General features: G+C 45.9%; 19 protein-coding genes and 2 pseudogenes. 14 read left to right on the top strand and 7 right to left on the bottom strand.

From position 1 onward, the window contains the following. Positions 1-409 precede the first annotated feature (409 nt). Positions 410-985, top strand: coding sequence for a lysozyme (locus tag RS891_RS30860; protein WP_113053211.1), 576 nt, complete (start codon positions 410-412; stop codon positions 983-985). A gap of 90 nt (positions 986-1,075) precedes the next feature. On the opposite strand, the gene RS891_RS30855 is transcribed toward RS891_RS30860, so the two are convergent. Continuing rightward, positions 1,076-1,678, bottom strand: a complete 603-nt coding sequence (locus RS891_RS30855) for a hypothetical protein (protein ID WP_113053210.1) — start codon at positions 1,676-1,678, stop codon at positions 1,076-1,078. Positions 1,679-2,059: 381 nt separating this feature from the next. Then, positions 2,060-2,146, bottom strand: a pseudogene (locus RS891_RS30850) (IS5/IS1182 family transposase); the annotation flags it as partial. 183 nt (positions 2,147-2,329) lie between these two features. Here RS891_RS30850 and RS891_RS30845 point away from each other — a divergent pair. After that, complete coding sequence (locus RS891_RS30845) at positions 2,330-2,911, top strand: hypothetical protein (RefSeq protein WP_315794051.1); 582 nt, start codon at positions 2,330-2,332, stop codon at positions 2,909-2,911. A 199-nt stretch (positions 2,912-3,110) separates the two neighbouring features. Here the strand turns inward: RS891_RS30845 and RS891_RS30840 are convergent, their stop codons facing one another. Then, entirely contained in the window at positions 3,111-4,028 is a 918-nt protein-coding gene (locus RS891_RS30840) for a phosphatidate cytidylyltransferase (RefSeq protein ID WP_113053209.1), read from the bottom strand. Between the two features lie 96 nt (positions 4,029-4,124). Between RS891_RS30840 and RS891_RS30835 the strand changes: the two genes are divergently transcribed. Further along, the gene (locus RS891_RS30835) at positions 4,125-4,664 is read left to right on the top strand and encodes a C40 family peptidase (RefSeq protein WP_076287277.1); all 540 of its coding nucleotides are present in this window, start codon (positions 4,125-4,127) and stop codon (positions 4,662-4,664) included. Between the two features lie 120 nt (positions 4,665-4,784). Here RS891_RS30835 and RS891_RS30830 read toward each other — a convergent pair whose 3' ends face one another. Next, positions 4,785-5,246 carry a VOC family protein gene (locus RS891_RS30830; RefSeq protein ID WP_315794050.1) on the bottom strand — a complete coding sequence of 154 codons (462 nt, stop codon included), beginning with the start codon at positions 5,244-5,246 and terminating at the stop codon, positions 4,785-4,787. A 161-nt stretch (positions 5,247-5,407) separates the two neighbouring features. Between RS891_RS30830 and RS891_RS30825 the strand changes: the two genes are divergently transcribed. The 3 genes from RS891_RS30825 (at position 5,408) to RS891_RS30815 (ending at position 8,472) form a co-directional block, all read left to right on the top strand. Further along, positions 5,408-5,842, top strand: coding sequence for an Lrp/AsnC family transcriptional regulator (locus RS891_RS30825; protein ID WP_113053207.1), 435 nt, complete (start codon positions 5,408-5,410; stop codon positions 5,840-5,842). Between the two features lie 162 nt (positions 5,843-6,004). Next, positions 6,005-7,300: a GntP family permease gene (locus tag RS891_RS30820; RefSeq protein ID WP_113053206.1), complete on the top strand. Its 1,296-nt coding sequence runs from the start codon at positions 6,005-6,007 to the stop codon at positions 7,298-7,300. A gap of 23 nt (positions 7,301-7,323) precedes the next feature. Next, positions 7,324-8,472: a glycerate kinase gene (locus RS891_RS30815; protein ID WP_315794049.1), complete on the top strand. Its 1,149-nt coding sequence runs from the start codon at positions 7,324-7,326 to the stop codon at positions 8,470-8,472. 107 nt (positions 8,473-8,579) lie between these two features. On the opposite strand, the gene RS891_RS30810 is transcribed toward RS891_RS30815, so the two are convergent. Both RS891_RS30810 and RS891_RS30805 read right to left on the bottom strand, forming a co-directional pair. Then, positions 8,580-9,626, bottom strand: coding sequence for a CdaR family transcriptional regulator (locus tag RS891_RS30810; protein WP_315794048.1), 1,047 nt, complete (start codon positions 9,624-9,626; stop codon positions 8,580-8,582). Positions 9,627-9,796: 170 nt separating this feature from the next. Further along, positions 9,797-10,123: pseudogene (locus RS891_RS30805) on the bottom strand (winged helix-turn-helix transcriptional regulator); the annotation flags it as partial. A 235-nt stretch (positions 10,124-10,358) separates the two neighbouring features. On the opposite strand from RS891_RS30805, the gene RS891_RS30800 reads away from it, so the two are divergent. After that, positions 10,359-11,102, top strand: a complete 744-nt coding sequence (locus RS891_RS30800) for an SDR family oxidoreductase (RefSeq protein ID WP_315794047.1) — start codon at positions 10,359-10,361, stop codon at positions 11,100-11,102. A 290-nt stretch (positions 11,103-11,392) separates the two neighbouring features. Next, positions 11,393-15,424 carry an S-layer homology domain-containing protein gene (locus RS891_RS30795; RefSeq protein ID WP_315794046.1) on the top strand — a complete coding sequence of 1,344 codons (4,032 nt, stop codon included), beginning with the start codon at positions 11,393-11,395 and terminating at the stop codon, positions 15,422-15,424. A gap of 178 nt (positions 15,425-15,602) precedes the next feature. On the opposite strand, the gene RS891_RS30790 is transcribed toward RS891_RS30795, so the two are convergent. Beyond that, a complete protein-coding gene (locus RS891_RS30790; RefSeq protein ID WP_113053200.1) occupies positions 15,603-16,169 on the bottom strand; it encodes a GbsR/MarR family transcriptional regulator in 567 nt (188 codons plus the stop codon). 200 nt (positions 16,170-16,369) lie between these two features. Between RS891_RS30790 and RS891_RS30785 the strand changes: the two genes are divergently transcribed. The 6 genes from RS891_RS30785 (at position 16,370) to RS891_RS30760 (ending at position 21,771) form a co-directional block, all read left to right on the top strand. After that, entirely contained in the window at positions 16,370-17,245 is an 876-nt protein-coding gene (locus tag RS891_RS30785) for a carbohydrate ABC transporter permease (protein ID WP_063565861.1), read from the top strand. Further along, complete coding sequence (locus tag RS891_RS30780) at positions 17,245-18,159, top strand: carbohydrate ABC transporter permease (protein ID WP_315794045.1); 915 nt, start codon at positions 17,245-17,247, stop codon at positions 18,157-18,159. Before RS891_RS30785 ends, RS891_RS30780 begins: the two co-directional genes overlap by 1 nt. Positions 18,160-18,193: 34 nt before the next feature. Next, on the top strand, positions 18,194-19,573 hold the full coding sequence (locus RS891_RS30775; RefSeq protein ID WP_113053199.1) for an ABC transporter substrate-binding protein: 1,380 nt from the start codon (positions 18,194-18,196) through the stop codon (positions 19,571-19,573). An 88-nt stretch (positions 19,574-19,661) separates the two neighbouring features. Further along, positions 19,662-20,429 (top strand): HAD family hydrolase, encoded by a 768-nt coding sequence (locus RS891_RS30770; protein ID WP_113053198.1) that lies wholly within the window; start codon positions 19,662-19,664, stop codon positions 20,427-20,429. Continuing rightward, entirely contained in the window at positions 20,426-20,761 is a 336-nt protein-coding gene (locus RS891_RS30765) for a DMT family transporter (RefSeq protein ID WP_076287289.1), read from the top strand. Before RS891_RS30770 ends, RS891_RS30765 begins: the two co-directional genes overlap by 4 nt. After that, positions 20,761-21,771 (top strand): metallophosphoesterase family protein, encoded by a 1,011-nt coding sequence (locus RS891_RS30760; RefSeq protein WP_315794044.1) that lies wholly within the window; start codon positions 20,761-20,763, stop codon positions 21,769-21,771. The genes RS891_RS30765 and RS891_RS30760 overlap by 1 nt, the downstream gene beginning before the upstream one ends. Positions 21,772-21,935 lie beyond the last annotated feature (164 nt).

Below are 21,935 nucleotides of genomic sequence, written 5' to 3'. Positions count from 1 at the left end.
AGCGATGATGCCATTAATGCCTTGAAGAATGAAATACAAAAAAACGTAAAGCGGTGATTTTATGTTGGTCGAACTTTTAGTACAAGCACAGCAACACCACGATCAGGAGGCAACATTACATATCCTAGAATCTTTTATATCAAAGATCAAAGCTTCCTTGCGACGAGTGCCCCCGATCATCGAGATGATTTAAGACAGGAACTCTATGTCAAAATGATTGAGGTGATACAGACTTTCGATACTAGTGAATTGAAATAAAATTTGGAGCGTGGTTGTAAAAAAAGAGACTCATTTCTCTTTATATATATGTGAAGGCAATACGGCATTGCAGAAAACTTGGGAATGGTTGTTCTTGCTATGATTCCTCCTTATTGTTCTTCTATTAAAAATAATTTCAGGAGTGATTATTATGGCAAATCTAAGCGCTAATGGAGCAACTTTTATGAAAGGGCATGAGGGACTTAACTTAAAATTCTATGCCGATCCAAAAGGCTTTCCAACAGTTGGATATGGACATCTGATAACAAAGTCTAAAACATACACAGCGAATACAACTTTAACCCAAGCTCAAGCTGACGCTCTATCAAAATCTTTGGGACTCAGTTATACTTCTCCAATTACTCAGTCTCAGGCAAATACATTTTTCACCAATGATACTGCAAGTGCTGTATCATCCGTAAATAAAGTGTCACTTCCTGCAGGTATGTCCCTTTCACAAAATCAGTTTGATGCACTTGTTTCGCTTACTTTTAATGCAGGCTCTGGGGTACTTAGTACCGATGATGTAGTAGCTCTGCTTGCATACAAGCTAATCTACCCATCTTTCCAAGGGCCACGTTCAACTCAGGAACTTGACAATTGTTCTAAACTAGTAAGTAAAGCATTTTCATATGATAGAAGTTTGCAAAGACGTAGAAATGAAGAAGCTGAATTATTCTGTAAAGGCTCGGGTTATACTCATAAATATCCAGTATATACACTATAGTTCAATCGTCTTACAACACAAACAAGAAAGGTCAGCCTTTATGGCTGACCTTTCTTTCTTTTATCACAGAATTTATTACCACAAGCAAACTCATTTAGTCATCTGTTTTTCAAGCTCAAAAATAGTCGCCTCTGATAATAAGATCAGCCTATCGTTATTAACAACAAAGAAACTTACGCTAACAGGTATACTGAGCTTTGTTGATGGATCACTTATATCGATGGCTTTTACTAAATCATTAGCATTCAGATCCGGCATATCTATTTTATATAGTCTATAAAATGCGTCAGCGTTATCGCATGTTGATGTAATTTCATATAATGGATTCTTCAGCTCATATTGATAATTACTATAGTTTTTTAATCCTTTTGATGAAAAAAAGTCTTTTTTGATTACAATTTCATCTCCAATAAATTTTTGCCCTGTTGGATATTCAGAAGCATCATTATAAGAATTTGCAAACCCAAGGTGCTTCTTGACTTTCCAAGTTCCGTAAATAAATTTTTCAGTTTCACTATCCAATTTTTCACGTCCTTGCGAACAATACTCGGAGGTGCTAGCTGGACTGGTAGACTCCTTTGCTTCAGGTTTTGGCTCACTAGATGTATTTGAACTTGAAATCGTTTCAACCTTTCCACAAGCTGATGCTAACATCAGCATTATCATCATACAAGCCAATAATGTTTTTTTCATATCTCACACTCCTACTATAAAATAATGTTTTCGCAAGTTACTCGCTTGATAACTGAGTTAATCCCCGTATGGATTAAAATCTCCTGTTCCATCGTTTTTTATATCACCATGTGCTAAAAGCTATTTCCATGCAGCGAGTAATCCTTCCCTGCTGTATATCAAATGGGGGGGATGCTGTTACTTTATTTTTCGATGTCGCTCATTTTTCAACAATTTATTCCCCTTTTATCTACCTAGCAGAAATTATATCAGAGCAATTTAAGTGATGAATGACATAAAATTAACATTATTTATGAATATGGTTAACTTTATGTTATCTAAATCACAATCAACAATTTCCAATAAAGTCCTGGACAGAGTCAGGAACTTCAACATCCGTTTTCCAAGTGCATCAACTACGGCATGAATTTTGGTGCTTCGTACTCCGCGGGAACGTCCGATCGCTTGCTTTGCCCCCTTTTTACGCCTGATCCATTCTGGTGAACACGCACAATTGATGAAATAATCGAGCTGTTTTATAACTCATTTACATAATATGGAGCTTAATGTGAGACGATATGGTGTAGTAATTACTATAGAAGTGCTGAATGGAAAGTTCTCTTTGGGTGAATGCATCGTGCTTGTTACTTTAGATCAATGGAGGGAGTTCCAATGATGAAAAAAAATAAAAATAAATCTATACTCTGGGTGTCTGCGCTATGTATTTTGCTGTTGACCAGTGCATGTGGGGCGAAAAACAACAACGAATCCGTACAGGAACACGCCTATCCACAATCGAAGCAGCCCATAGAGGAAGCAGGAAATAGTTCCGTTCCCAATATTGAGGCGAAGAATAACAATAATCAGGCGAATGAAAGTGGAAATGAAGGCAAGCCTACGGCCCAATCGGAATCCTCCGCTGATGCGGAAGGACAGGTCATGATCGTCATTGACCAGACGGATAAGCCGTCCGAGGGCAATAGCTTTGATTTTGCGATAAAACAAATTCCTGAGGGCTACGCTTTATCCGAGATGCGCTGGACGTCCAACACGGTAACGATTGTGAATTCCTACAAAGAAGCGATCGAGCATGGCGCGAATGGAAAAGAGGGGTTTTATATCAGTGGTGACGGGCAATTCTCCGGATTTATCTATTCGGATGAGATGAAGGGTGAACGTGGCAAAGCCACGTTTGTGTTTACCAATGAAGAGGGGAAAGAAGTGACCTCGGAGAAGGAAATTAAATTAAAATAATCAGGCAAATCATAGTTATGTGCCGTCTTTTCTGTGGATTCAAAAATGGAAAATGAAATAGGCACATTATACATGCGCCTTCATTTCGCCCATAAATGAGTAAAAGCAGCCGTAAAGGCTGCTTTTTATTGTGAGCTCTCACTTTGTTCTATCGACTGAGCGTTTCCGCACCTCGTATCTGTAACAGATACTGCTGCTCCTACATAAAGTCGAAGAAATAACGCACCACGTGGAACATGACCGGAGAGGTGTACGTCAGGCTGTCGACCCGGCTCAGGTAGCTTTTTTTCAGCGCATCGAACTTATTGTCATCTCCGATTAACAAATCCCGCTTCAGAACAGAAACCGTCAGACTTCCGAAGAACCCAGCCAGAGCGATTAACACACCGATGAAAAGCGCGAAACGTGCATCAAACGGAGTCAGGTAAGGATGAATGAAATAAGAGGCAGCGGTGGTTATAACGAATGCACAGGCGAACCCTTCCCATGTCAAAAAAGGATTGGCCGTGGGCACCACTTTACGTTTGCCCAGATAGAGCGAGGCCAGATAATGCACCACATCATTCAGCTGGGTTAACACGACCAGGAACAGGACAAGCTTTGAACCATATTCCGGTGTTGCGAACGGGAAGTAGGCCAGATGACTAAGTCCAAATACCATCAGCATCAAACCCCATTGCGTCGAGCTGACACTGCGAAGGAAGCCAACTGTGCCCTTATTAATCAGACGTGGCAGGGGCAACACCAGGAAGACATATAGCGGAATAAACACGATAAACATCCCATACCATCCAATATAGATCCAGTAGAACTGTACCGGAATCGCCAGATACGCCCATAGAAACAACCTACGATCAGCTTTGCGGGTGCTGCGGATCATGGAGAAGTACTCCTTCAGCGCGAAAAAGGTGAGTACCATAAGAGAGATCAAGGAGACAATCGGATTGAAGAGGGTGGCGAGGCAGAAGATGACCAACATGCCCCACCAGGTTTTGATTTTGTTGCCAATGCCCGAATAATCCTTGTCCGGCTGAAGCTTCGTAATGATTTTGTACACGATATGTATGACCAGTAAAGCAATAAAAATCAGTGTTAAGGTAAAGAGTGAACTGCTCAAGTACAATCACCTGCTTATCCAGAAGTAAGATTCCAATATAGGGTACCTATGTTATTATGAAGGAATAGTACCAACTTGATAAGGGGAAATTTCGTTATGACAGAACCACGCTCCATCTATATCCTGCTTACGAATACGGGAACGTTGTTTACCAAAGTCATTCAAAGTTACACGAGAGCACCATACAACCATGCCTCCATCTCATTTGACCGGGAATTATCCGAGCTGTACAGCTTTGGTCGCAAGCATCCGAGCAATCCGCTGAACGGCGGGTTCGTGAAGGAAGATATTCAGACAGGTACATACAGCAAGTATCCAAATACCACATGTGTCATTTATGAGCTTCAGGTGACGGAGCGTGAGGTGGAAAAAATGAAACGGGTGCTGCACATCTTCATTCGCAGCCGCCAGAAATATATGTACAATCTGCTTGGTGTGATTGGCATTACGTTGAAGGAGCCAGTAGAGTTCAGCAACTCCTACTTTTGCTCGCAATTTGTTGCCGAGATTCTGCAACGTTCAGGCATCAAACTGTGGAACAAGCTGCCTGCGCTGGTGACCCCGGATGATTTTCGCCAAAGTGAACAACTGCAGCTGGTGTATGAAGGGAAGTTAAGCGATTATACGCCGGATTGAAGAGAGGGAATGAGGGCAAGGAGTGCCCATACGCTCGCTGTCCTATTGCTCAAATAACATAGTATAAAACAGCCTGCCGCCACGGATTTCCGGGCAACAGGCTGTTCGGTTTGCATAACCTTAAATCGATGGTGTAGAGGAACGGTCAAAATCAACCTCTTCGAGGAATTCGATTACTTCACCATTTGGACTATGCACAACCGCATTTCGAACTTGAAGTGGAGGTTCACCAAGTGAGATCCAATCGGGTTGAACATAAGGCTTGGCACCATGAGCAAGCGCTCGCTCGTATATCTCTTCCACATTGTCTACGTAAAAGGCGAAATGCAGCAAGGCCCCATGTTTCACTGCTTCGGGAGAGTCTGCTGGTTCGCCTTCGGCCGCGATTACGGCTCCGGGGTCAAACAGTTCAATGCAGGTGCGTTGATCCGGTGAGATCAGCATGCACGCCTCGGTAATTTGAAAGACGGGCAGACTCCAGGAGTGGCCAACTTTAAATCCTAATACATCGGTATAAAATGAGAGGGTATCCTTATAATTACGTGCTTGAATGGCTACGTGAGCAAGTCCGTTTACACTCATGCTCATCACTCCTTCTTCAGATTGTTTTCTAAAGTATAAAGGGAACGGTGCATTGGAACCATGCGATATCAAAGGATATAATGGAGTAAGAGTTGTAATTTATGAGTTCTTTTATCCCAAAAAACTTATTAAATTAGCCTGATACTCAGGAGGGTCTACAAATGGGTTATGTTATAGATGAGATCGACCAGCAGATTATGCGTTTGCTGCAGCACCATGCACGCCTGCCGATTGTACAGATTAGCAAAGAGGTGAACATGTCCCAACCTTCGGTCAAGGAGAGAATTCTCAAACTGGAGGAAAATGGGGTCATATCGGGATATTCAACCATCTATGATCTGGCCAAACTAAACCGTGGAACAACGACTTTTATTTTGCTCAAAACAGAGCATTGTGAGGAATTCGTTCGCTTCTGTGAACAGGCGGTTGAGGTCACGGATTTATATCGGATTAGCGGTGAGTACAACTATCTGATCAAGGTACAGACGGCAACCATTGAAGAACTTGCGGAGTTCCAGGACTCCCTTGTGAAGCTAGGGCCATCCAAATCCCATATCAGTATGAAAAATATAATGGAACACCGTGTGCTACTCTAGGAAGTGGCCAAGCACGCTAGTGTAATGGTGGCAGGATATTCGGTCCTGCCACTATTCATTGTGCATGTGCACAATGAATTTCGTCTGTTCATCAATATTTATTTGGCTCACCAGCAACTATAATGAAAGCGTGTTCAACAAGTGCATGGGGGGCAATGGACAATGGAACCTTTAACAATTAGCTGGATCGGCGCGCTGGCAGGACTTGCGATTGCGATTATACTGATTCTGAAGAAGCTGAATCCGGTCTACTCTTTATTTCTGGGCGCAATTGTAGGCGCTTTAATTGGCGGAGCCAATCTGGAAGAGACCGTAAATATACTGGTGAACGGCACACAAAGTGTCATGGGTACCGTGCTCCGCGTTTTGGCAGCCGGGGTGCTGGCTGGTGTCATGATGGAGTCGGGGGCAGCTGAGACAATCGCCCAGGCCATCGTGCGAAAATTTGGCGGCAGCAAGGCCATTCTGGCTTTGGCGCTGGCAACGATGATTATTACAGCCGTTGGGGTATTTATTCCCGTGGCCGTACTGATTGTAGCGCCAATTGCGCTATCCGTCGGTAACAAAATGGGCATATCCAAGCTGGCGCTTTTGCTGGCTTTATCCGGTGGAGGCAAGGCGGGGAATATTATCTCCCCAAATCCCAATACGATTGCTGCGGCGCGGGGATTCGATCTGGATCTCAGCAATGTCATGCTGGCAGGTGTGATTCCAGCCATCTGCGGATTAATTGTAACTGTTATCGTAGCTTCAATGCTTAAAAACAAGGGTGTAATGGTAACCGATCAGGAAGCGGAGCAGGGTGATGTGGATACATCACAGTACCCACCACTGAAAAAAGCGATTGTGGCACCATTAGTTGCCATCATTCTTCTGATGATTAATCCGATCGGCTCCATTACAGGTATAACAGCACTATCTACATTCAAAGTGGATGCGATGTACATTCTCCCGATTGCGGGTATTATCGGTATGCTGGCGATGGGGCAGAGCAAAAACATTGTGAAATACACGACTTCTGGGTTGAATAAAATGACTGCCACCGTGCTTATTCTGGTCGGAGCCGGTGGCATTGCGGGACTGATCTCTGCATCCGACCTGTCAGGTCAGGTGGTAAGTCTTATTGAAGCATCCGGGATATCTGGTACTTTCCTGGCGCCGATTGCTGGTATTCTGATGGCGGCAGCGACGGCTTCCACCTCGACAGGAGTTATCCTTGCCACCGGTTCATTCGGAGATGCAATTCTGAACATGGGGACCGCTCCGCTCGCAGCGGCGGTTATGGTGCACACGGGTGCGACAGTTATCGATTCCTTGCCACAGGGCAATTACTTCCACGTCTCGGCTGACAGCATGAAGATGACAATCAAGCAGCGGATGGGCGTTATTCCTTATGAGGCGATCGTGGGTGGAACGATGGCGATTGTAGCGACGTTAATCTACGGATTTATTCTTTAATAACACGGATGGGGTGGGAGAAGATGAGAGAGACGACATTTGTACTGGCACCGGATTCATTTAAAGAGAGCATGACAGCGAAAGAAGTATGTGTGGCCATGGAAAAAGGGTTGCGTAAAATCTATCCAACCGCCAACTATATTCATGTACCGATGGCTGACGGAGGCGAAGGCACCGTGCAGTCGCTGGTGGATGCTTCTGGCGGTGTAATTCACCAAAGAGAGGTGAGCGGGCCGCTGGGACAGCCTGTACTGGCACAGTATGGCATACTGGGCGATGGGTTAACGGCAGCGATTGAGATGGCATCGGCGAGCGGTATACATCTAGTGAACAAGGAAACCCGGGACCCGCTTCGCACGACAACCTATGGTACTGGAGAGCTGATTCGGGCGTGTCTGGATCAGGGGATGCGCAAAATCATTATCGGAATCGGCGGCAGTGCGACTAACGATGGTGGTACAGGTATGGCCGAAGCGCTTGGCGCAAAATTCCTGGATGCGGCCAGCCAGCCGCTTGCGCGTGGAGGTGGGGCACTTGATCAGCTGGCGCATATCGATGTGACTGGACTGGATGAACGATTGCAGGATGTGGAGTTCATTGTCGCCTGTGACGTAGCCAATCCGTTATGTGGGGAGCATGGCGCCTCGCGGGTGTTTGGACCGCAGAAGGGAGCTACACCGGAGATGGTGCAGGTGCTGGATGCGAATCTATCCCATTATGCGGACGTGGTCAAACAGCAGCTGCACAAGGATATACGTGATGTGCCGGGTGCTGGTGCAGCAGGTGGTTTGGGCGCAGGACTTTTGATTTTTACACAGGCTGTGTTGCGCAAAGGCATTGAAATTGTCATTGAATACACTGGATTGCGTGATAAGCTGGTACATGCGGATGTGGTATTTACGGGCGAAGGCGGCATTGATTTTCAAACGAAATTTGGAAAGACCCCTTACGGTGTGGCACGGGCAGCCAAGGAAGCAGGCAAGCCAGTTATCGCCATTGCAGGTTACGTTGGTGAAGGGATAGATACGTTGTACACTGAAGGTATTGACGCGGTGTTTGGTATTGTGCCAGGTGCGGCTGATCTGGAACAACTTCTGCGCGAAGGCCCGGAGAATGTGGAGCGCACAACCGAGAATATTGCGAGGGTGCTGAGATTGGGACTGATTTCTTAACATTCTGTGGTTCGGTTATGAGGGGTTCCAAGAGTATAAAGAGACTGAACGTAGGGACGTCCACAAGTAACAGGGCATTCCGGTTCAGTCTCTTTTTGTTGTGGGATCTACTGATAAGACGCGAGTAGACCGTGGGTAAGTTCAATGAGCTCCAGCCAATTGCGCGGATCTTTGTCTGTAAGGGTCTGGATCCGTTTGAGCCGATATTGCAGGGTATTGCGATGGATGTTGAGATCCTCTGCAGTCGTTGACATGCTGCCATTGTGATGAATGAAACTGCGAAGTGTGTCCAGCAGATCGGCTGTGTCCTCCAGCTTACTGACGACATTGTTATGGCGGGCCAGGTTGGCTTTGCTGAAGCGCACCAGAAACTGTACATCATCATAACGGATCAATGGTGCCACAGGTCGAAGCGCGAGCAAAATATTCATCGCAGATCTTGCCTGTTCATAACTGGCGGATATACTGGCATCCCGTCTGCTAACAGAGATGAAGGCTTGAGGTTGTTCCTGATGTACAAGCTGGATTATGGAGTCAACGTCCGATTCGCTCTGGATCAGAATAATCTGCACGTGACCATTCTCCTCGATTGAGAACGAGGGAAGCTGTAGTAATGCCCGGCTTGTCTCCGTGCCAAACTCAGGGGCTTCATGGGGAAAGCGAATGTATAATAGAACCGTCGGGAGCTGCAGATCGATATGGTATTGCGCCGCTTCCCGCCTGATCTTCTCTGAATAGGAACCGGAGTGGGCAAGCAGCCGTTCCAGAAAGGCTTTTTTCCGAGAAGCTTCATGGGCCAGACTTTCCAATTGATTACGTTGTTCGATCAGGAGAGCTACGGTTGTACGCACAATGTTGCAGAACGGCCGGACTTCATCCGGATGGCCGGATATGCCGATGACACCGACATGCTGATGATTGATCCGAATCGGTTCGTTGGTGCCCATTTTCTCCAGTTTGCCATCCTGCCAGACCTCGACGCGGTCACCGGTGGTCAGGGCACGGACCGCTCCCTGGTGAATCGTGCCTACGCGTTCCTTCTGTCCGCTTCCAATGATAATGCCCTGCTCATTCATGATGTTGATGTTGTACGGAATGTCTTGCATCATTTTATCGACAATATCCTGTGCCTGTTTTTCCGAAAGCTGCAACATTACATATCCCCCTCGCCCGTTGTGCATCTGAACGAAAGTATAGCTGACGTGCTTGTCTTAAACAAGTTTGTTTCCTAAACGGTAAAAGGCTAAACCTTGTTGTTTTTATTCCGCTTTTGCTTCATGTTGGAGGTCCCGGCTAATTTCTCCGCATTAAATCTCTGCTGGGTTTCATTCAAATATTCCAGATGCGCTTTGCCCCAGCCACACATGCCATCCAACAGCGTACCAATCGTCTGCCCGTGTGCGGACAGGCTGTATTCCACCTTTGGTGGAACATCGCCATAGAGAGTGCGCACAATAATCTGGTCCTGTTCCAGCTCGCGCAGCTGTTTCGTTAACGTGCCCTGCGCTACATCGGGAATCATGCGTCTTAGCTCACCAAATCGCTTCGTGCCTTCCTTCAATAAAATAAACAGGATGAGCGGTTTCCATTTTCCATTAATGGCTTCCAGCGTAACGAGTACACCTTGTAACCGTGGTTCCTGTAAATTCATAGTATTCACCTCGAATTAAACAACTATATAACTTCATCATACCTGATTTTTTCACTTTCCGCTTGTTTTGTCTGTGTGAATTGGGCAGTAATAACTGTGTCATCTGGTTCCAATAGTACGAATTTTCGTACCTGGTACGATCCAATTGCGTACTGTTCAGCGTTGTTGATTTCAATAATAATGAACAAAACGCTGGTACAACGAAAGTTCTGGCGCTATGAGAGGAAGATGCAGAATGAGTCCATTTACACTGGAGAATAAACGTGTCGTGATTATCGGAGGAAGCTCTGGAATTGGACTTGCAACAGCTGTGCAGGCTGCTGAGGCTGGCGCACATGTGGTTATCGCGGGACGATCGGAGACCAGGCTAGAGGAAGCGAGGAAGCAGATTGCTCATGTCGGAGGCAAAGATAAGATTGGCGAGGTGTCCATCGAAGTTTATGTGTTGGATAACCAGGATGAACAGCAAATCGAACAATTTTTCAATCAGGTTGGCGCATTCGATCACCTGTTCACCCCTGGAGCTGCATACACTCGTGGTCCGTTAACTTCAGATCGGGAGACGGCCGAAAGCTGCTTCAAGGGCAAGTTCTGGCCTCAATATTTTGCTGCCAAATATGCTGCTGCATATCTATCGGATTCGGGTTCGATCACGTTAATGTCGGGCGGATTCAGTCAGCGCCCGCTGGATGGCGGTGCCTCTTACGCTGCATGTAACGGGGCAATTGAAAGTCTGGGAAAAGCACTTGCAGTGGAGCTGGCGCCTGTTCGTGTGAATGTCGTATCCCCCGGAACCATCTGGCGAGAGGGGCAGGAGGGTACACCTCGCGGCGAACATTTCAAAGACTATGAGAAGCTGTCTGTGCTCAAGCGTGTGGGCTACAATGAGGAGATTGCGCATACGGTTACGTATCTCATGACAAATACATTTACGACAGGAAGCACATTGTTTGTGGATGGTGGATATACGATGATTTGATGCGCCTACTTGTTTGTTGTGCAAGGAGCGGTGTATGTGTACAGGGGCTTGAGAACCCTCTTAAATTTATGAAATTTAGGACTCTATAATTAAATGCAGAAATAAAAATGATGAATAATGACGAAAAATATTTGAAATCCGGCCTGTTTTTCACCTACTGGCCGGATTTTTTTCCGTTTATTGGAGTGAATGTTCAGAATCCGTTCAGAGTTGCGTACTACACTAGACCTAGATTGATAGGCGATTAGACATGAAGCCTAAAAAACATGAGACAAGGAGGACAACGTTAAATGTATTACAAGAAGCTTATAAGTTGTTTATTAGCTGTGGTTTTGATATTACAGGTAGTTAGTGTGGGAGGGGTTGCAAGTGCGGGTCCAGCTCCTACCCTCTTTCAGCAGCTAAATATGGAGAGAGAGTCGTATATTGAATCAGATGCAGAGGTTACAATGGCTAATGTTCAAAATTTACTTGAACAACAAAATTTGTTTCCACTACCGGAAGATTATGTAGCATTCAATGATATTCAAAAATATGAAATTGCCAGAGGTATGGTGATGCTGCTTCCACTCGAATTCTCATATGAGAACGACAATCAAATCAAGTACGTATTTGATTTAGTGTACCAACTCATCAAACTTCCAAAGCAGATTGAGACGAGCACATTGCAGGAAAACATCACTCTAGTTTATAGCCTGCTAGCAGAATGGTATACCTATTTCCCAAATGTAGGAAAAACTGAGTGGGTACAAGCTGGAAATGATTATACAAGTTTAACGGGTGCAGATCTGAAAATGTTTGTGAGTGACATATTGTTTTATAATATTACATTTAAAGACTTTTCTTTTCCAACGTACTTTAATAGTCAGCTCGAATTTATGGTCTCAAAAATATCTGGTTATAGAGAAATAAATAAAGCAATAGATACATTAAGTATGGGAGAATCACTTGATAAACTTTATGAAATTTACGGATTTATTCAGCCACATATAGATTTCAAGCAAAATCCTGATATTCAACCTTTTGTTTTTGATATGGAGAAAATGTCCACAATTGAAAATGATACAACCAAGAAATCTGAACTGGCTCAATGGATGATTGATCACAAGCCGCAAAACGGTTATGAAACGGTATCGGAAGTTCAGGCAGCCTTTGATGCGTTCTTTGAACCGGATAGTGAAGCTCTATTAAGCCAATTGAACGATTATAAGAAAAGAAATCAGCAAGGAGAGAACGCCAACTTTATCCCGGCAGTGTTGGAGTTGCTTCGTCATAAGCAATTGGTAGCTGAGCCTGATTTCAACATGTTGTCTGAGGATGATCAGTTTGACATCGCAGTATACATGCTGCTGTATGCAAGTCCACCGACATCTGATGGGTTTGAAAATAAGGAACAAGTTCAATATTTGGTACAGTTGGCTCTACAGACTTTAGAACTTCCTCGCAAAATTGGAGGAGCAGACTCCAGAGAAATCCTTGATGAATTTTTCAATAAACAAGACCAGCGAATTCAATATTTCAATGATATGGAAGCTAATGATCCATACTATGAGCACATTCGCTTTTATTTCAATTCCTCCGCAGTTGAAAGACGTATGACCGCATTTATATATGAGCGTAAACTCACAAGAAACCTTAAGATCTCGGATATACTGGATTACACAGAATCAGCTCTGGACGATACCCCTTATATAAATAAGGTAGAAACATCAGAAGACATGTTGGAAGTGTTGCAAAAGATGTTTGACATTCAGTCAGATATTGAGTCGTATAACTCCAATGACCCGGAAACTCCACTTGGAAGCTTCCCTTTGAATATCAGTAAATGGAATAACTTGACACCAGAAGAGCAGGAACAGTTGGCTGATCATATGCTTACTGAAAGACCGACTAATGGATATGCAAGTTTTGAATCCATTCAGACTACATTTAACGAATTTTTCCCTGGTAATGAAATTGATGCGTTGGCTGCTGTAAATGCTGCAAAGAGTAGCAACGATATTGATGGTATGATTCTGGCCGTGGAAAATCCTGATCTGGAAATTAATTTACCGAATGGATACTATGAATCCTTGCAAGTTAAGAAATTCATTGCTGGTTTCCTGATTGATTATGTGAAGAACGATTATAGAAATAAAGATCAGGTTCAATATATGATTGAACTCGCTGTTCTGGCACAATCCATCTGGGGGCAGAAGGAATTCGACGTTCTTAAAAACAAACTGGATTTATTTGCACAAAAGTTGGTGGATGGACCCGATTATTTTAATGACCAACAAACATATGTGCTGCGCAGCCTGGGGCAACAACATTTGGACCGTAGCCAAGTAGATAAAGGTGTTTTTGCTTATAAATACTTGCATCAGGTGGCTTTTGAAAGGTTGGAAGGAGAATTTAAAGGGAATATTGTTAATCCGGAGATTGTACTGAGTCTCTTTTCTATGCATTTGGAATCCTTTGAGAATGCTACTTCTATTCCGCTAATGGATGAGTGGCTTGATCATGCCATGAACGAATGGATTGCAGGGGAAGCATTCTTCGATAACTATAAATTTAGACGCACAGGTGCCCTTGATTTGTCCAAAAGAGCTGAACTCAGCACGGAAGGCCGAAAAGAACTGGCCGAATGGGTGCTTAATGAACAAGACCGCTACGAGGATGTTGGGAATCTACAGTATGTCTTCAACCGATTCTTTACGGCTCCTAATGTAACGGGAAATGATATCACCAACACCATAACGGGCTTGAATGACACGATGGAGATTTCCCTCAATGGCAAACAGACCTGGATTGATGTTGCTTCTATTCAGAAATTTGATTTTAGTGGTGACAAAACGGTATGGGTTCGTTACAAAGCCATCAGTGACTTATTGCCAGGACGTGCGGTGAAGATTGTCTTCACGGCAAATGGCGATAGCAATAACGGCAATGGTTCGACCAACCCTGGCTCAAGCACAGGTGATGGATCGTCAGTGACTACACCTGCAACGACTACACCGACGACCAAGCAGGAACAAATCGTCGTGGACGTGAACGGAGCGAATGGCACCAACCTTACTAAAACGCCAATTACACGTACAACCGAGGCAGACGGCACGATCAAGGACCTCGTGAAAATGTCTGAGGCGATTGCTAAGGAATCGGTGGAAAAAGCGAAGCAATTGAACATGAACACGGCACGCATTGTCATCCCTGACGCCAAAGATGCTGTGTCTGAGACACGCATTGAACTGCCAAAAGCAGCGGTGAAACAGCTGAATGATGGTGGGCTTAATCTTGAGATTTCCACAGAGAACGCTATTATCTCGGTTCCAACGAAGTCGATTGCCGGATTTGACCAAGATCTGTACTTCCGCGTCGTTCCGTTGAAAAAGGAATCCGAGCGTAAGGATGTGGAAGAGCGTGCGAAGAAAGAGCGATTGATTCAACAGATTACTCCAAATTCAAACGTGAAAGTACTGGCTCGTCCAGTAGAAATCGAAACAAATATGCAAAGCCATGAAGTAACACTGACATTGCCGCTGCGCGACAGTCTGCCAACTGACCCTGCTGCCCGCCAACAAGCTTTGGACAACCTGGCTGTGTACATTGAACACAGTGACGGTACGAAAGAGTTGATTCAAGGCAAACTGGTGAGTCTCAGCGATTCCAGTGAAGGTATCGAATTTACAGTTAACAAATTCAGCACGTTCACGCTCGTTGTGGTGGATGGACTGAAAGCTTCCAAAGGCTCGCACAACCCGTATATCAACGGATTTGGTGCTGATTTCCGCCCGGATGCATTCGTAACCCGTGCGCAAATGGCAGCAATGCTGGCTCGTAATCTGTCTGATGATGCGGGAACTGCATCTGCGAACGTTGTAAACTACGCCGATGTATCTGCAACCCATTGGGCAGCGAGTGATATTGAAAAAGCGCAATCCGCAGGTATCATGAACGGTATGAACGCCACTCAATTTGCGCCAGAGGGTTCAATTACACGTGCACAAATGGCGACCATTGCGTACCGCTGGATGCAGCAACAAAGCGCAGATGCAACAAGCAGCACATCGCAAGCAACGGATGGTGCTGGATTCACAGATGTGTCTGCTAACCTTTGGGCTTCCGATGCGATTGCCTACGTACAATCGGCTGGCCTGATGACAGGGTATAACGATGGTACATTTAAACCGGACAGCAAACTGACCCGCGCTGAAGCGGTGAAAGTATTAAACGTACTGTTCAAACGGACGCCGGTAACAGGTGTAACTACGCCATCTTTTACAGACGTACCTGCAACACACTGGGCTTATGCAGACATTGAGGCTGCGGCACAGAAATAAGATAACCATATTTATAAAAGGGGAGCCCCAACCATGAAAGAATGGTGGGGCTCCTCTTTTAATTATTGAAAGCCAGTACAAGTCCTGCAACCATCGGCGTTGTTGAGCTGACTTTTTTTAGTTTAACGGACGGAGTGAATGCTATTCATAATAAAGCGTATATGATTCCTTAGCGTGTTTAATCACTTTCATGTGGGGCATCTTTGTAAAAAACACCATCCCGCAGTTGGTCTACAAATCCCTGCAACCAATCATAATACTGCCCGGCATGCTGAAGTTTATGCAAATCTCGCAATGCGTCTTCCCGTTCTTCCGGAGGAGTTGTTCTGGCAAGAATAATCTCCGATAACTGCGGAATCACCTCCCGAAGGCTTTCCTGCATCACGTCGATTTCCCGTTGAAGCTTGGCCCCGAAGAAGTTTTGAAACGTACGGAAAAAGTTGGTTTCCGCCAGATATTGATCCTGGCGTTCCCGCTTTTCCTCCAATTTATAGATCATCTGAGATTCGGTAAGCGAACGTACAGCATAACTCATATTACTTTTGCTCATGTTCATGGACGTTTTCATCTCTTCCAGCGTCATCGGGCGATCCTCAAAATACATAATGCCATACAGTTGACCAAATGAATGATTGACTCCATACAGATCCATGGTATTGGCAATGGCGTCAATGACTTTCTCCCTCAGCTCGGGCCGATAGGACAACGACGAATGGTTCTGGTCCTCGGCAGCTTCTTTTCCCACAATCTCACCTCTAGTATATGGATGGGACTCCCTGTTTCCTTTTCATATTTTACATGACCTCGCGTTATTTTAACATAACCCGGAATTAGTTTTTTCAAATGTATTATACAATCATTTTTGTACAGAAGAGATTAAAGGGAGTTTTAAGGCGTGATTTTTAGAGAAATTAAATAAAATTTGGACGATTAGGAGTGTGCAAATTGCGTGTGAAATTATGGAGGGAGACAGAAGCGGTTCTCTTCACCCTTCCTGCCCTTATCCCATTACTCATTTTCTGGCTTGGGCCTTTGGGATACATTGTATATCTGAGTTTTACGGATTGGGACTTCATGAGTCCTGACAAATTATTCGTCGGTTTGGATAACTACAGCTATCTGCTAACCAATTCTGAATTTTACCGTTCATTAAAAGTTACGCTGTTGTTCGGTCTTGGAAGTGTAGTGCCCACGATTGTGGGTGGATTGGCGCTGGCCATGCTCATGAACAGCAAGATTAAGTCCTCCGGCCTGTTCCGGACGCTGCTGTTCTCCCCTTGGGTGACCCCGACTGTCGCAGTCTCCATTGCGTGGTCCTGGATTTTCGAACCTGAAGTGGGGCTGGCCAACCTGTTGCTTGGCTGGGTCGGCATATCCCCGATAGGCTGGCTGAAAGATCAGAACTGGGCATTGGTAGCTGTGCTCATCGTCACGCTGTGGAAATCAATTGGCTGGTCCATGGTATTCTACCTGGTCGCATTGCGTAACCTGCCATCCGATCTGCTTGAAGCGGCATCGATTGATGGGGCAGGCAGCTGGGACAAGTTCCGAAGCATTACACTGCCGTTGATTTCACCCACCACGTTTTTCCTGTCCATCATCCTGACGATCCAGTCGCTGCAGGCTTATGACCAGATCAACGTGATGACGCAAGGAGGACCAGCTGGATCAACAAGAACACTTCTTTACATGTATTATCAATCTGCATTTGAGTCCTTCAATGTGGGCGAGGCTTCCTCCATCGCCGTCGTTATTATTCTGATCTGCGTTCTGCTGTCAGGAGTATCCTTCCTGCTCGGCCGACGCCTGGTGCATTACTAATGAACATGACCACTTTAACCAACCAAACTAGAAAAGATAATAGTCGTGAAGAAGTGCAGAAACGGAAGGTCCCTCGTACGGGAAAAGGATTTGCTACCGCACTTCGCTATCTGCTGCTTGCGCTGGTGAGTCTGACGATGGCATTTCCGTTCTACTGGATGGTCATTAGCGGTTTCAAAACCAATGACGAGATCTGGCAGTTCCCGCCAACCTTCTGGCCCGAAACGTTCCGTTGGAACAATTATGTGGATGCGTGGCAAGCTGCTCCATTTGCCCGTTACATTCTGAATAGTACAGGGGTAGCGGCTGCGATCTGTCTGATTCAGGTCATTAACTCCAGCATGATGGCCTATGCACTCACCCATATGCGCTTTCGTATAAAAGGGGTACTCACCGGACTGATTCTGGTAGGCTACATGATTCCGAGTACCGCCGTTTATTTGCCCAGTTATTTGGTGCTCAGCGAACTTAAATTACTGGACTCCTATACCGGACTGATTGTGTCCAACTGTGTCAGTGTGTTCTCCATTTTCCTGATCCGTCAGGCATTTATGCAGGTGTCTCACGAACTGGTGGAAGCTGGACAATTGGATGGGGCGTCGCACTTCCGCATTCTGTGGACCATTATGACGCCGCTGGTTCGCTCGTCGTTTGCCGTGATGGTGTTGATTACGTTCATTGACCAGTACAACAACTATTTCTGGCCGATGCTCATTACCAAAGACCCGAATCTGCAATTGGTATCCGCAGGTCTGCGCAGCTTTTTCGTGGAGGGTGGAGCCTACGGTCTGGCATGGCCGCAGATCATGGCTGCCAGTGCCTTTACCATCGCACCGCTGCTGATCCTTTTCCTGTTTACCCAGAAAACGATCATGCAGAGTGTGAATATTACTGCCGGCGTGAACAAGAACTGATTTTCACAACATACTTTATATAGGAGGAATCAAAATGAAATTGAGTCAAGCGAGTATGAAATGGCGGAACAAATTAAAGCTCAGGTGGAGAGGGGGCATGTCGCTGGTACTGGCTGCGAGTTTCGCCCTGATCACCGCATGTGGTTCCTCAGCTGATAGCGGTACAGGCACGGGTTCAGATGCAGCTGCTGCGAATGGAGCTGATTCTGCATCAAGCAGTCCTGTCGAGATTGAGTTCTGGTATGGTCTGGGTGGCAACCTGGGAGATAACATGAAGAAGACGATTGATGCCTTCAATGCATCCCAGAGCGAAGTTGTTGTGAAAGGAATTGTACAAGCAGATTACACGGAAACCGAACAAAAACTCCAGGCTGCCATTGCCTCGAAAAAAGTACCCGCCGCTGTACTAAGCTCCAATATCGACTGGGCGCGCAAAGGGTACTATGCATCCTTGGATGAGCTGACCGCTGCCGATCAGGGCTTTAACAAGGAAGATTACGTGCAGACCTTCCTGGAGCAGGGAAAAGTAGATGGGAAGCAGTATTTCTTACCGATGTACGGAACAACTCAGATCATGTATTACCGTATGGATGCTCTAAAAGAGAATAATATCGATCCAGCCACTCTGACGACATGGGAGGCACTTGCTGAAGCGGCAGCGAAGATGAGCAAGCAGGAGAATGGCAAGACAACCTTCTACGGGTGGGAGCCAATGTGGGGTAGCGATAACATGATTGACGCCGTGCTTGGCAAAGGCGGGAAAATTCTGAGTGATGACGGCAAGACTGTAACGATTGATTCACCGGAATGGGTAGAGACGTGGGAGCTGTTCCGCAAGTGGATTAATGAGGACAAGACCATGGGTATTCATTTTGGCGGCCAAGGCTGGGAGTACTGGTACAAAACGATTGATGATGTTATGAAAAATAAAGCAGCCGGATATACCGGTTCCAGCGGTGACCAGGGAGATCTGGATTTCAGCATCGTTGCAGCCATGGAACAACCGGGTTGGGAAGGTGTAGGCCAAGGCAAGCCTGTGGCGAGTGCGATCATGGCAGGTATCCCGGCCGAAGCAAGTCCGGAACAGCAGCAAGCAGCTTATAAATGGCTGACGTATTTCTCGGAAACAGCGAATACAGCAGCTTGGTCCATGAACACAGGTTACATTGCAGTTCGTCAATCTGCTCAAGAAGATCCTGCTTTCAAAACATTCAGTGAAGAGAACCCGCAAATCAAGGTTCCATTGCAGCAGGCCTCCCATGCTTCGGCTCCGTTCCAGGACCCGACTGGAGGCAAAATCAATGCTGCGCTGAAGGATGCAGCAGATCAGGTACAGATTAATAACATTCCAGCAGCACAAGCGCTGAAAGAAGCCAAAGAAAAGGCCCAAAAAGAATTGGATCGCGTGAAATAACAAGGGGAAACAAGCTTAACTTGGAAGAGCGGTGCAGTGTTGTACCGCTTTTCTGACTTAGTAATTCAGCAGACAAGGAGCGTAACCAATGCCCGAATTGACGCTGGGGAGCCTTTCTACCCCAATTGAGGCTATTTTATTTGACAAGGATGGGACTCTGCTTGATTTTACAGCCATGTGGGGCTTCTGGACCGATCGTGTGATGGAGAACTTCCGGGAAGAGCTTGCTGCTCGTGGCCTTCAGTTCAATGCAGCAGAGATTCCTCATATATGGGGAACATTCCATGATGAGCAGGGACGAATGAACGGTTATGATGTGCGAGGCCCCCTTGCTATGGGAACAATGGAGGAAGTCTACGCCGTATTAACTTGGCATGGCTATCGTGCAGGATTAAGCTGGGCGGAAGCGAAAATTATTGTGAGGGAATGTTTGCTGCAGGCAGAATACGCAATGAATAAGGAGCGCCCTGCTCAGCCCCTTCCAGGCGTCCTTGCCTTTCTTGAGCAGTGTCGCAGCAAAGGACTGAAAATGGGTGTCGTCACAGCGGATGAGACAGAAAATGCCCTAAGTCATTTAAAGTGGATGGGGATAGAATCTTTTTTCACCGTAGTTGTAGGAACGGATCAGGTTGGACGGGGAAAACCGTTTCCTGACATGTTGTTGCTGGCGTGTGAGCGTCTGGGTGTACCTACTGCAAGAGTTGTCGTCATTGGCGATACGGATGGTGATATGGAGATGGCCCGTGCTGCGGGAGCTGCCTGGAAGATTGCTGTGGGTGAACCTGCTCATATCAAGCTTGCGGATCTTACGGTTCGTTCGTTTGATGAATTGCTGGAAGTTGAGGTAAACCGATGACGAGTCATTCATATACGGGATGGATACTGCTTGCTCTGGCGATTGGATTGGAGCTCAGTGGTACGATTCTGATGAGGGTCTCGGATGGTTTTACCCGCGTATGGCCTTCCATTCTTATGTTTGCCTGTTATGGAGCGAGCTTTACCCTGTTGAATTTTGCTGTGAAGTATATGCCGCTGGGGGTTGCTTATGCCATCTGGTCGGGCGTAGGCATTACATTGATTGGGATAGTGGGACATTACTTTCTGGGTGAACGTCTGAAGGCGATGTCGATCGTCTGGATGGGCTTTATTCTGATTGGCATTATTGGACTGAAATGGAGTGATTCCTGATGGGAAATGAAAATAAACACGAACAGCCGATAATCAGCTTCCAGGTCATCACAGATACTCATGTGAGAGAGCAGGCTGATCATATCCATAACCGTCATCTGGAGAAAGCGCTGGAAGACATCGCAACGTATAGCCATGGCAGCAGCGGAATTATGCATGTGGGCGATGTGACCGATCGTGGACTGCCTCAAGAATACCAGGAGTTGCAGCGTATATTGCGGGCTCACGGCGAATCACTGCCTCCAATACGTTATACCGTAGGCAATCATGATATTGGAGCCATTCTATGGGGAGATCCACCGCTGAACTTGACCACCATGACCCAGCACGAGGTGGGTGAGGTGTTGGGGTATTCAGGGGATATGGGCCAGGTCGAGGCTCATGATATTGAAAAAAACCAGAATTCCATCTCAACTGAAGAGTTGTGGCATAAGCGGTTGAGTGATTTTACAGCAATCACAGGGATGAACGGATCGTACCACGACCACTGGATCGACGGGTATCATTATATCTTCCTGGGTACGGAGCAGCCTCATCCGAAAGATTGTGATATGTCTGCCGATCAACTGCAATGGCTGGAAACAAAACTGTCGGAGCAAGCATTGCCTGAGCAGCCGATTTTTGCCTTTCTCCATCAACCACTGATGGATACAGTTGCGGGTTCCATGAAGGAACAAGGTTGGCATGGCGTGAATCAGGATGCAGCATTAAAGGCTGTGCTAAGTCGTTATCCGCAGGTCATCCTCTTCTCTGGGCACACCCATTGGCAATTAGAGGCTCAGCATACCATGTACGAAGGTGGCGGACAGCTGCCAACGATGTTTAATGCCTCCTCTGTAGCTTATCTCTGGACGGATGAGGATGAGCATCTGGAGGGAAGTGAAAGTTTGCATGTGGATGTATACCGTGATCGGGTTGTCGTTAAGGGACGTAATCATGTGACCGGGAGCTGGATTGAAGGCGCAGAATATACGGTTCATTATCCGGTAAAAGTAAACGGCGGTAATTAATCCATACATCGGGAAAGTTGATGGAATATGCAGAACAGCAATAGAAGACTTCGCTCGTTAATTGAAGCGGGGTCTTTATGTTTGCTGTAAAAGTTCCACGTGAAACGTAGCAGTGGCGCTTAAATCTGGACAAACTTGTAAATGGGTATCGCGTAGATCTATAC

Origin of the sequence: Paenibacillus sp. BIC5C1, assembly GCF_032399705.1 — a bacterium.
Taxonomy (GTDB): domain Bacteria; phylum Bacillota; class Bacilli; order Paenibacillales; family Paenibacillaceae; genus Paenibacillus; species Paenibacillus taichungensis_A.
Note: the sequence above shows the minus strand (reverse complement) of the source record. Positions and strands in the feature narration are given on the sequence as shown.

Coding starts and splice junctions, on each gene's coding strand:
- RS891_RS30860 (WP_113053211.1), top strand. CDS start 410: ATGGCAAATCTAAGCGCTAATGGAGCAACTTTTATGAAAGGGCATGAG.
- RS891_RS30855 (WP_113053210.1), bottom strand. CDS start 1,678: ATGAAAAAAACATTATTGGCTTGTATGATGATAATGCTGATGTTAGCA.
- RS891_RS30845 (WP_315794051.1), top strand. CDS start 2,330: ATGATGAAAAAAAATAAAAATAAATCTATACTCTGGGTGTCTGCGCTA.
- RS891_RS30835 (WP_076287277.1), top strand. CDS start 4,125: ATGACAGAACCACGCTCCATCTATATCCTGCTTACGAATACGGGAACG.
- RS891_RS30830 (WP_315794050.1), bottom strand. CDS start 5,246: ATGAGTGTAAACGGACTTGCTCACGTAGCCATTCAAGCACGTAATTAT.
- RS891_RS30825 (WP_113053207.1), top strand. CDS start 5,408: ATGGGTTATGTTATAGATGAGATCGACCAGCAGATTATGCGTTTGCTG.
- RS891_RS30820 (WP_113053206.1), top strand. CDS start 6,005: ATGGAACCTTTAACAATTAGCTGGATCGGCGCGCTGGCAGGACTTGCG.
- RS891_RS30815 (WP_315794049.1), top strand. CDS start 7,324: ATGAGAGAGACGACATTTGTACTGGCACCGGATTCATTTAAAGAGAGC.
- RS891_RS30810 (WP_315794048.1), bottom strand. CDS start 9,626: ATGTTGCAGCTTTCGGAAAAACAGGCACAGGATATTGTCGATAAAATG.
- RS891_RS30800 (WP_315794047.1), top strand. CDS start 10,359: ATGAGTCCATTTACACTGGAGAATAAACGTGTCGTGATTATCGGAGGA.
- RS891_RS30795 (WP_315794046.1), top strand. CDS start 11,393: ATGTATTACAAGAAGCTTATAAGTTGTTTATTAGCTGTGGTTTTGATA.
- RS891_RS30780 (WP_315794045.1), top strand. CDS start 17,245: ATGAACATGACCACTTTAACCAACCAAACTAGAAAAGATAATAGTCGT.
- RS891_RS30775 (WP_113053199.1), top strand. CDS start 18,194: ATGAAATTGAGTCAAGCGAGTATGAAATGGCGGAACAAATTAAAGCTC.
- RS891_RS30770 (WP_113053198.1), top strand. CDS start 19,662: ATGCCCGAATTGACGCTGGGGAGCCTTTCTACCCCAATTGAGGCTATT.
- RS891_RS30765 (WP_076287289.1), top strand. CDS start 20,426: ATGACGAGTCATTCATATACGGGATGGATACTGCTTGCTCTGGCGATT.
- RS891_RS30760 (WP_315794044.1), top strand. CDS start 20,761: ATGGGAAATGAAAATAAACACGAACAGCCGATAATCAGCTTCCAGGTC.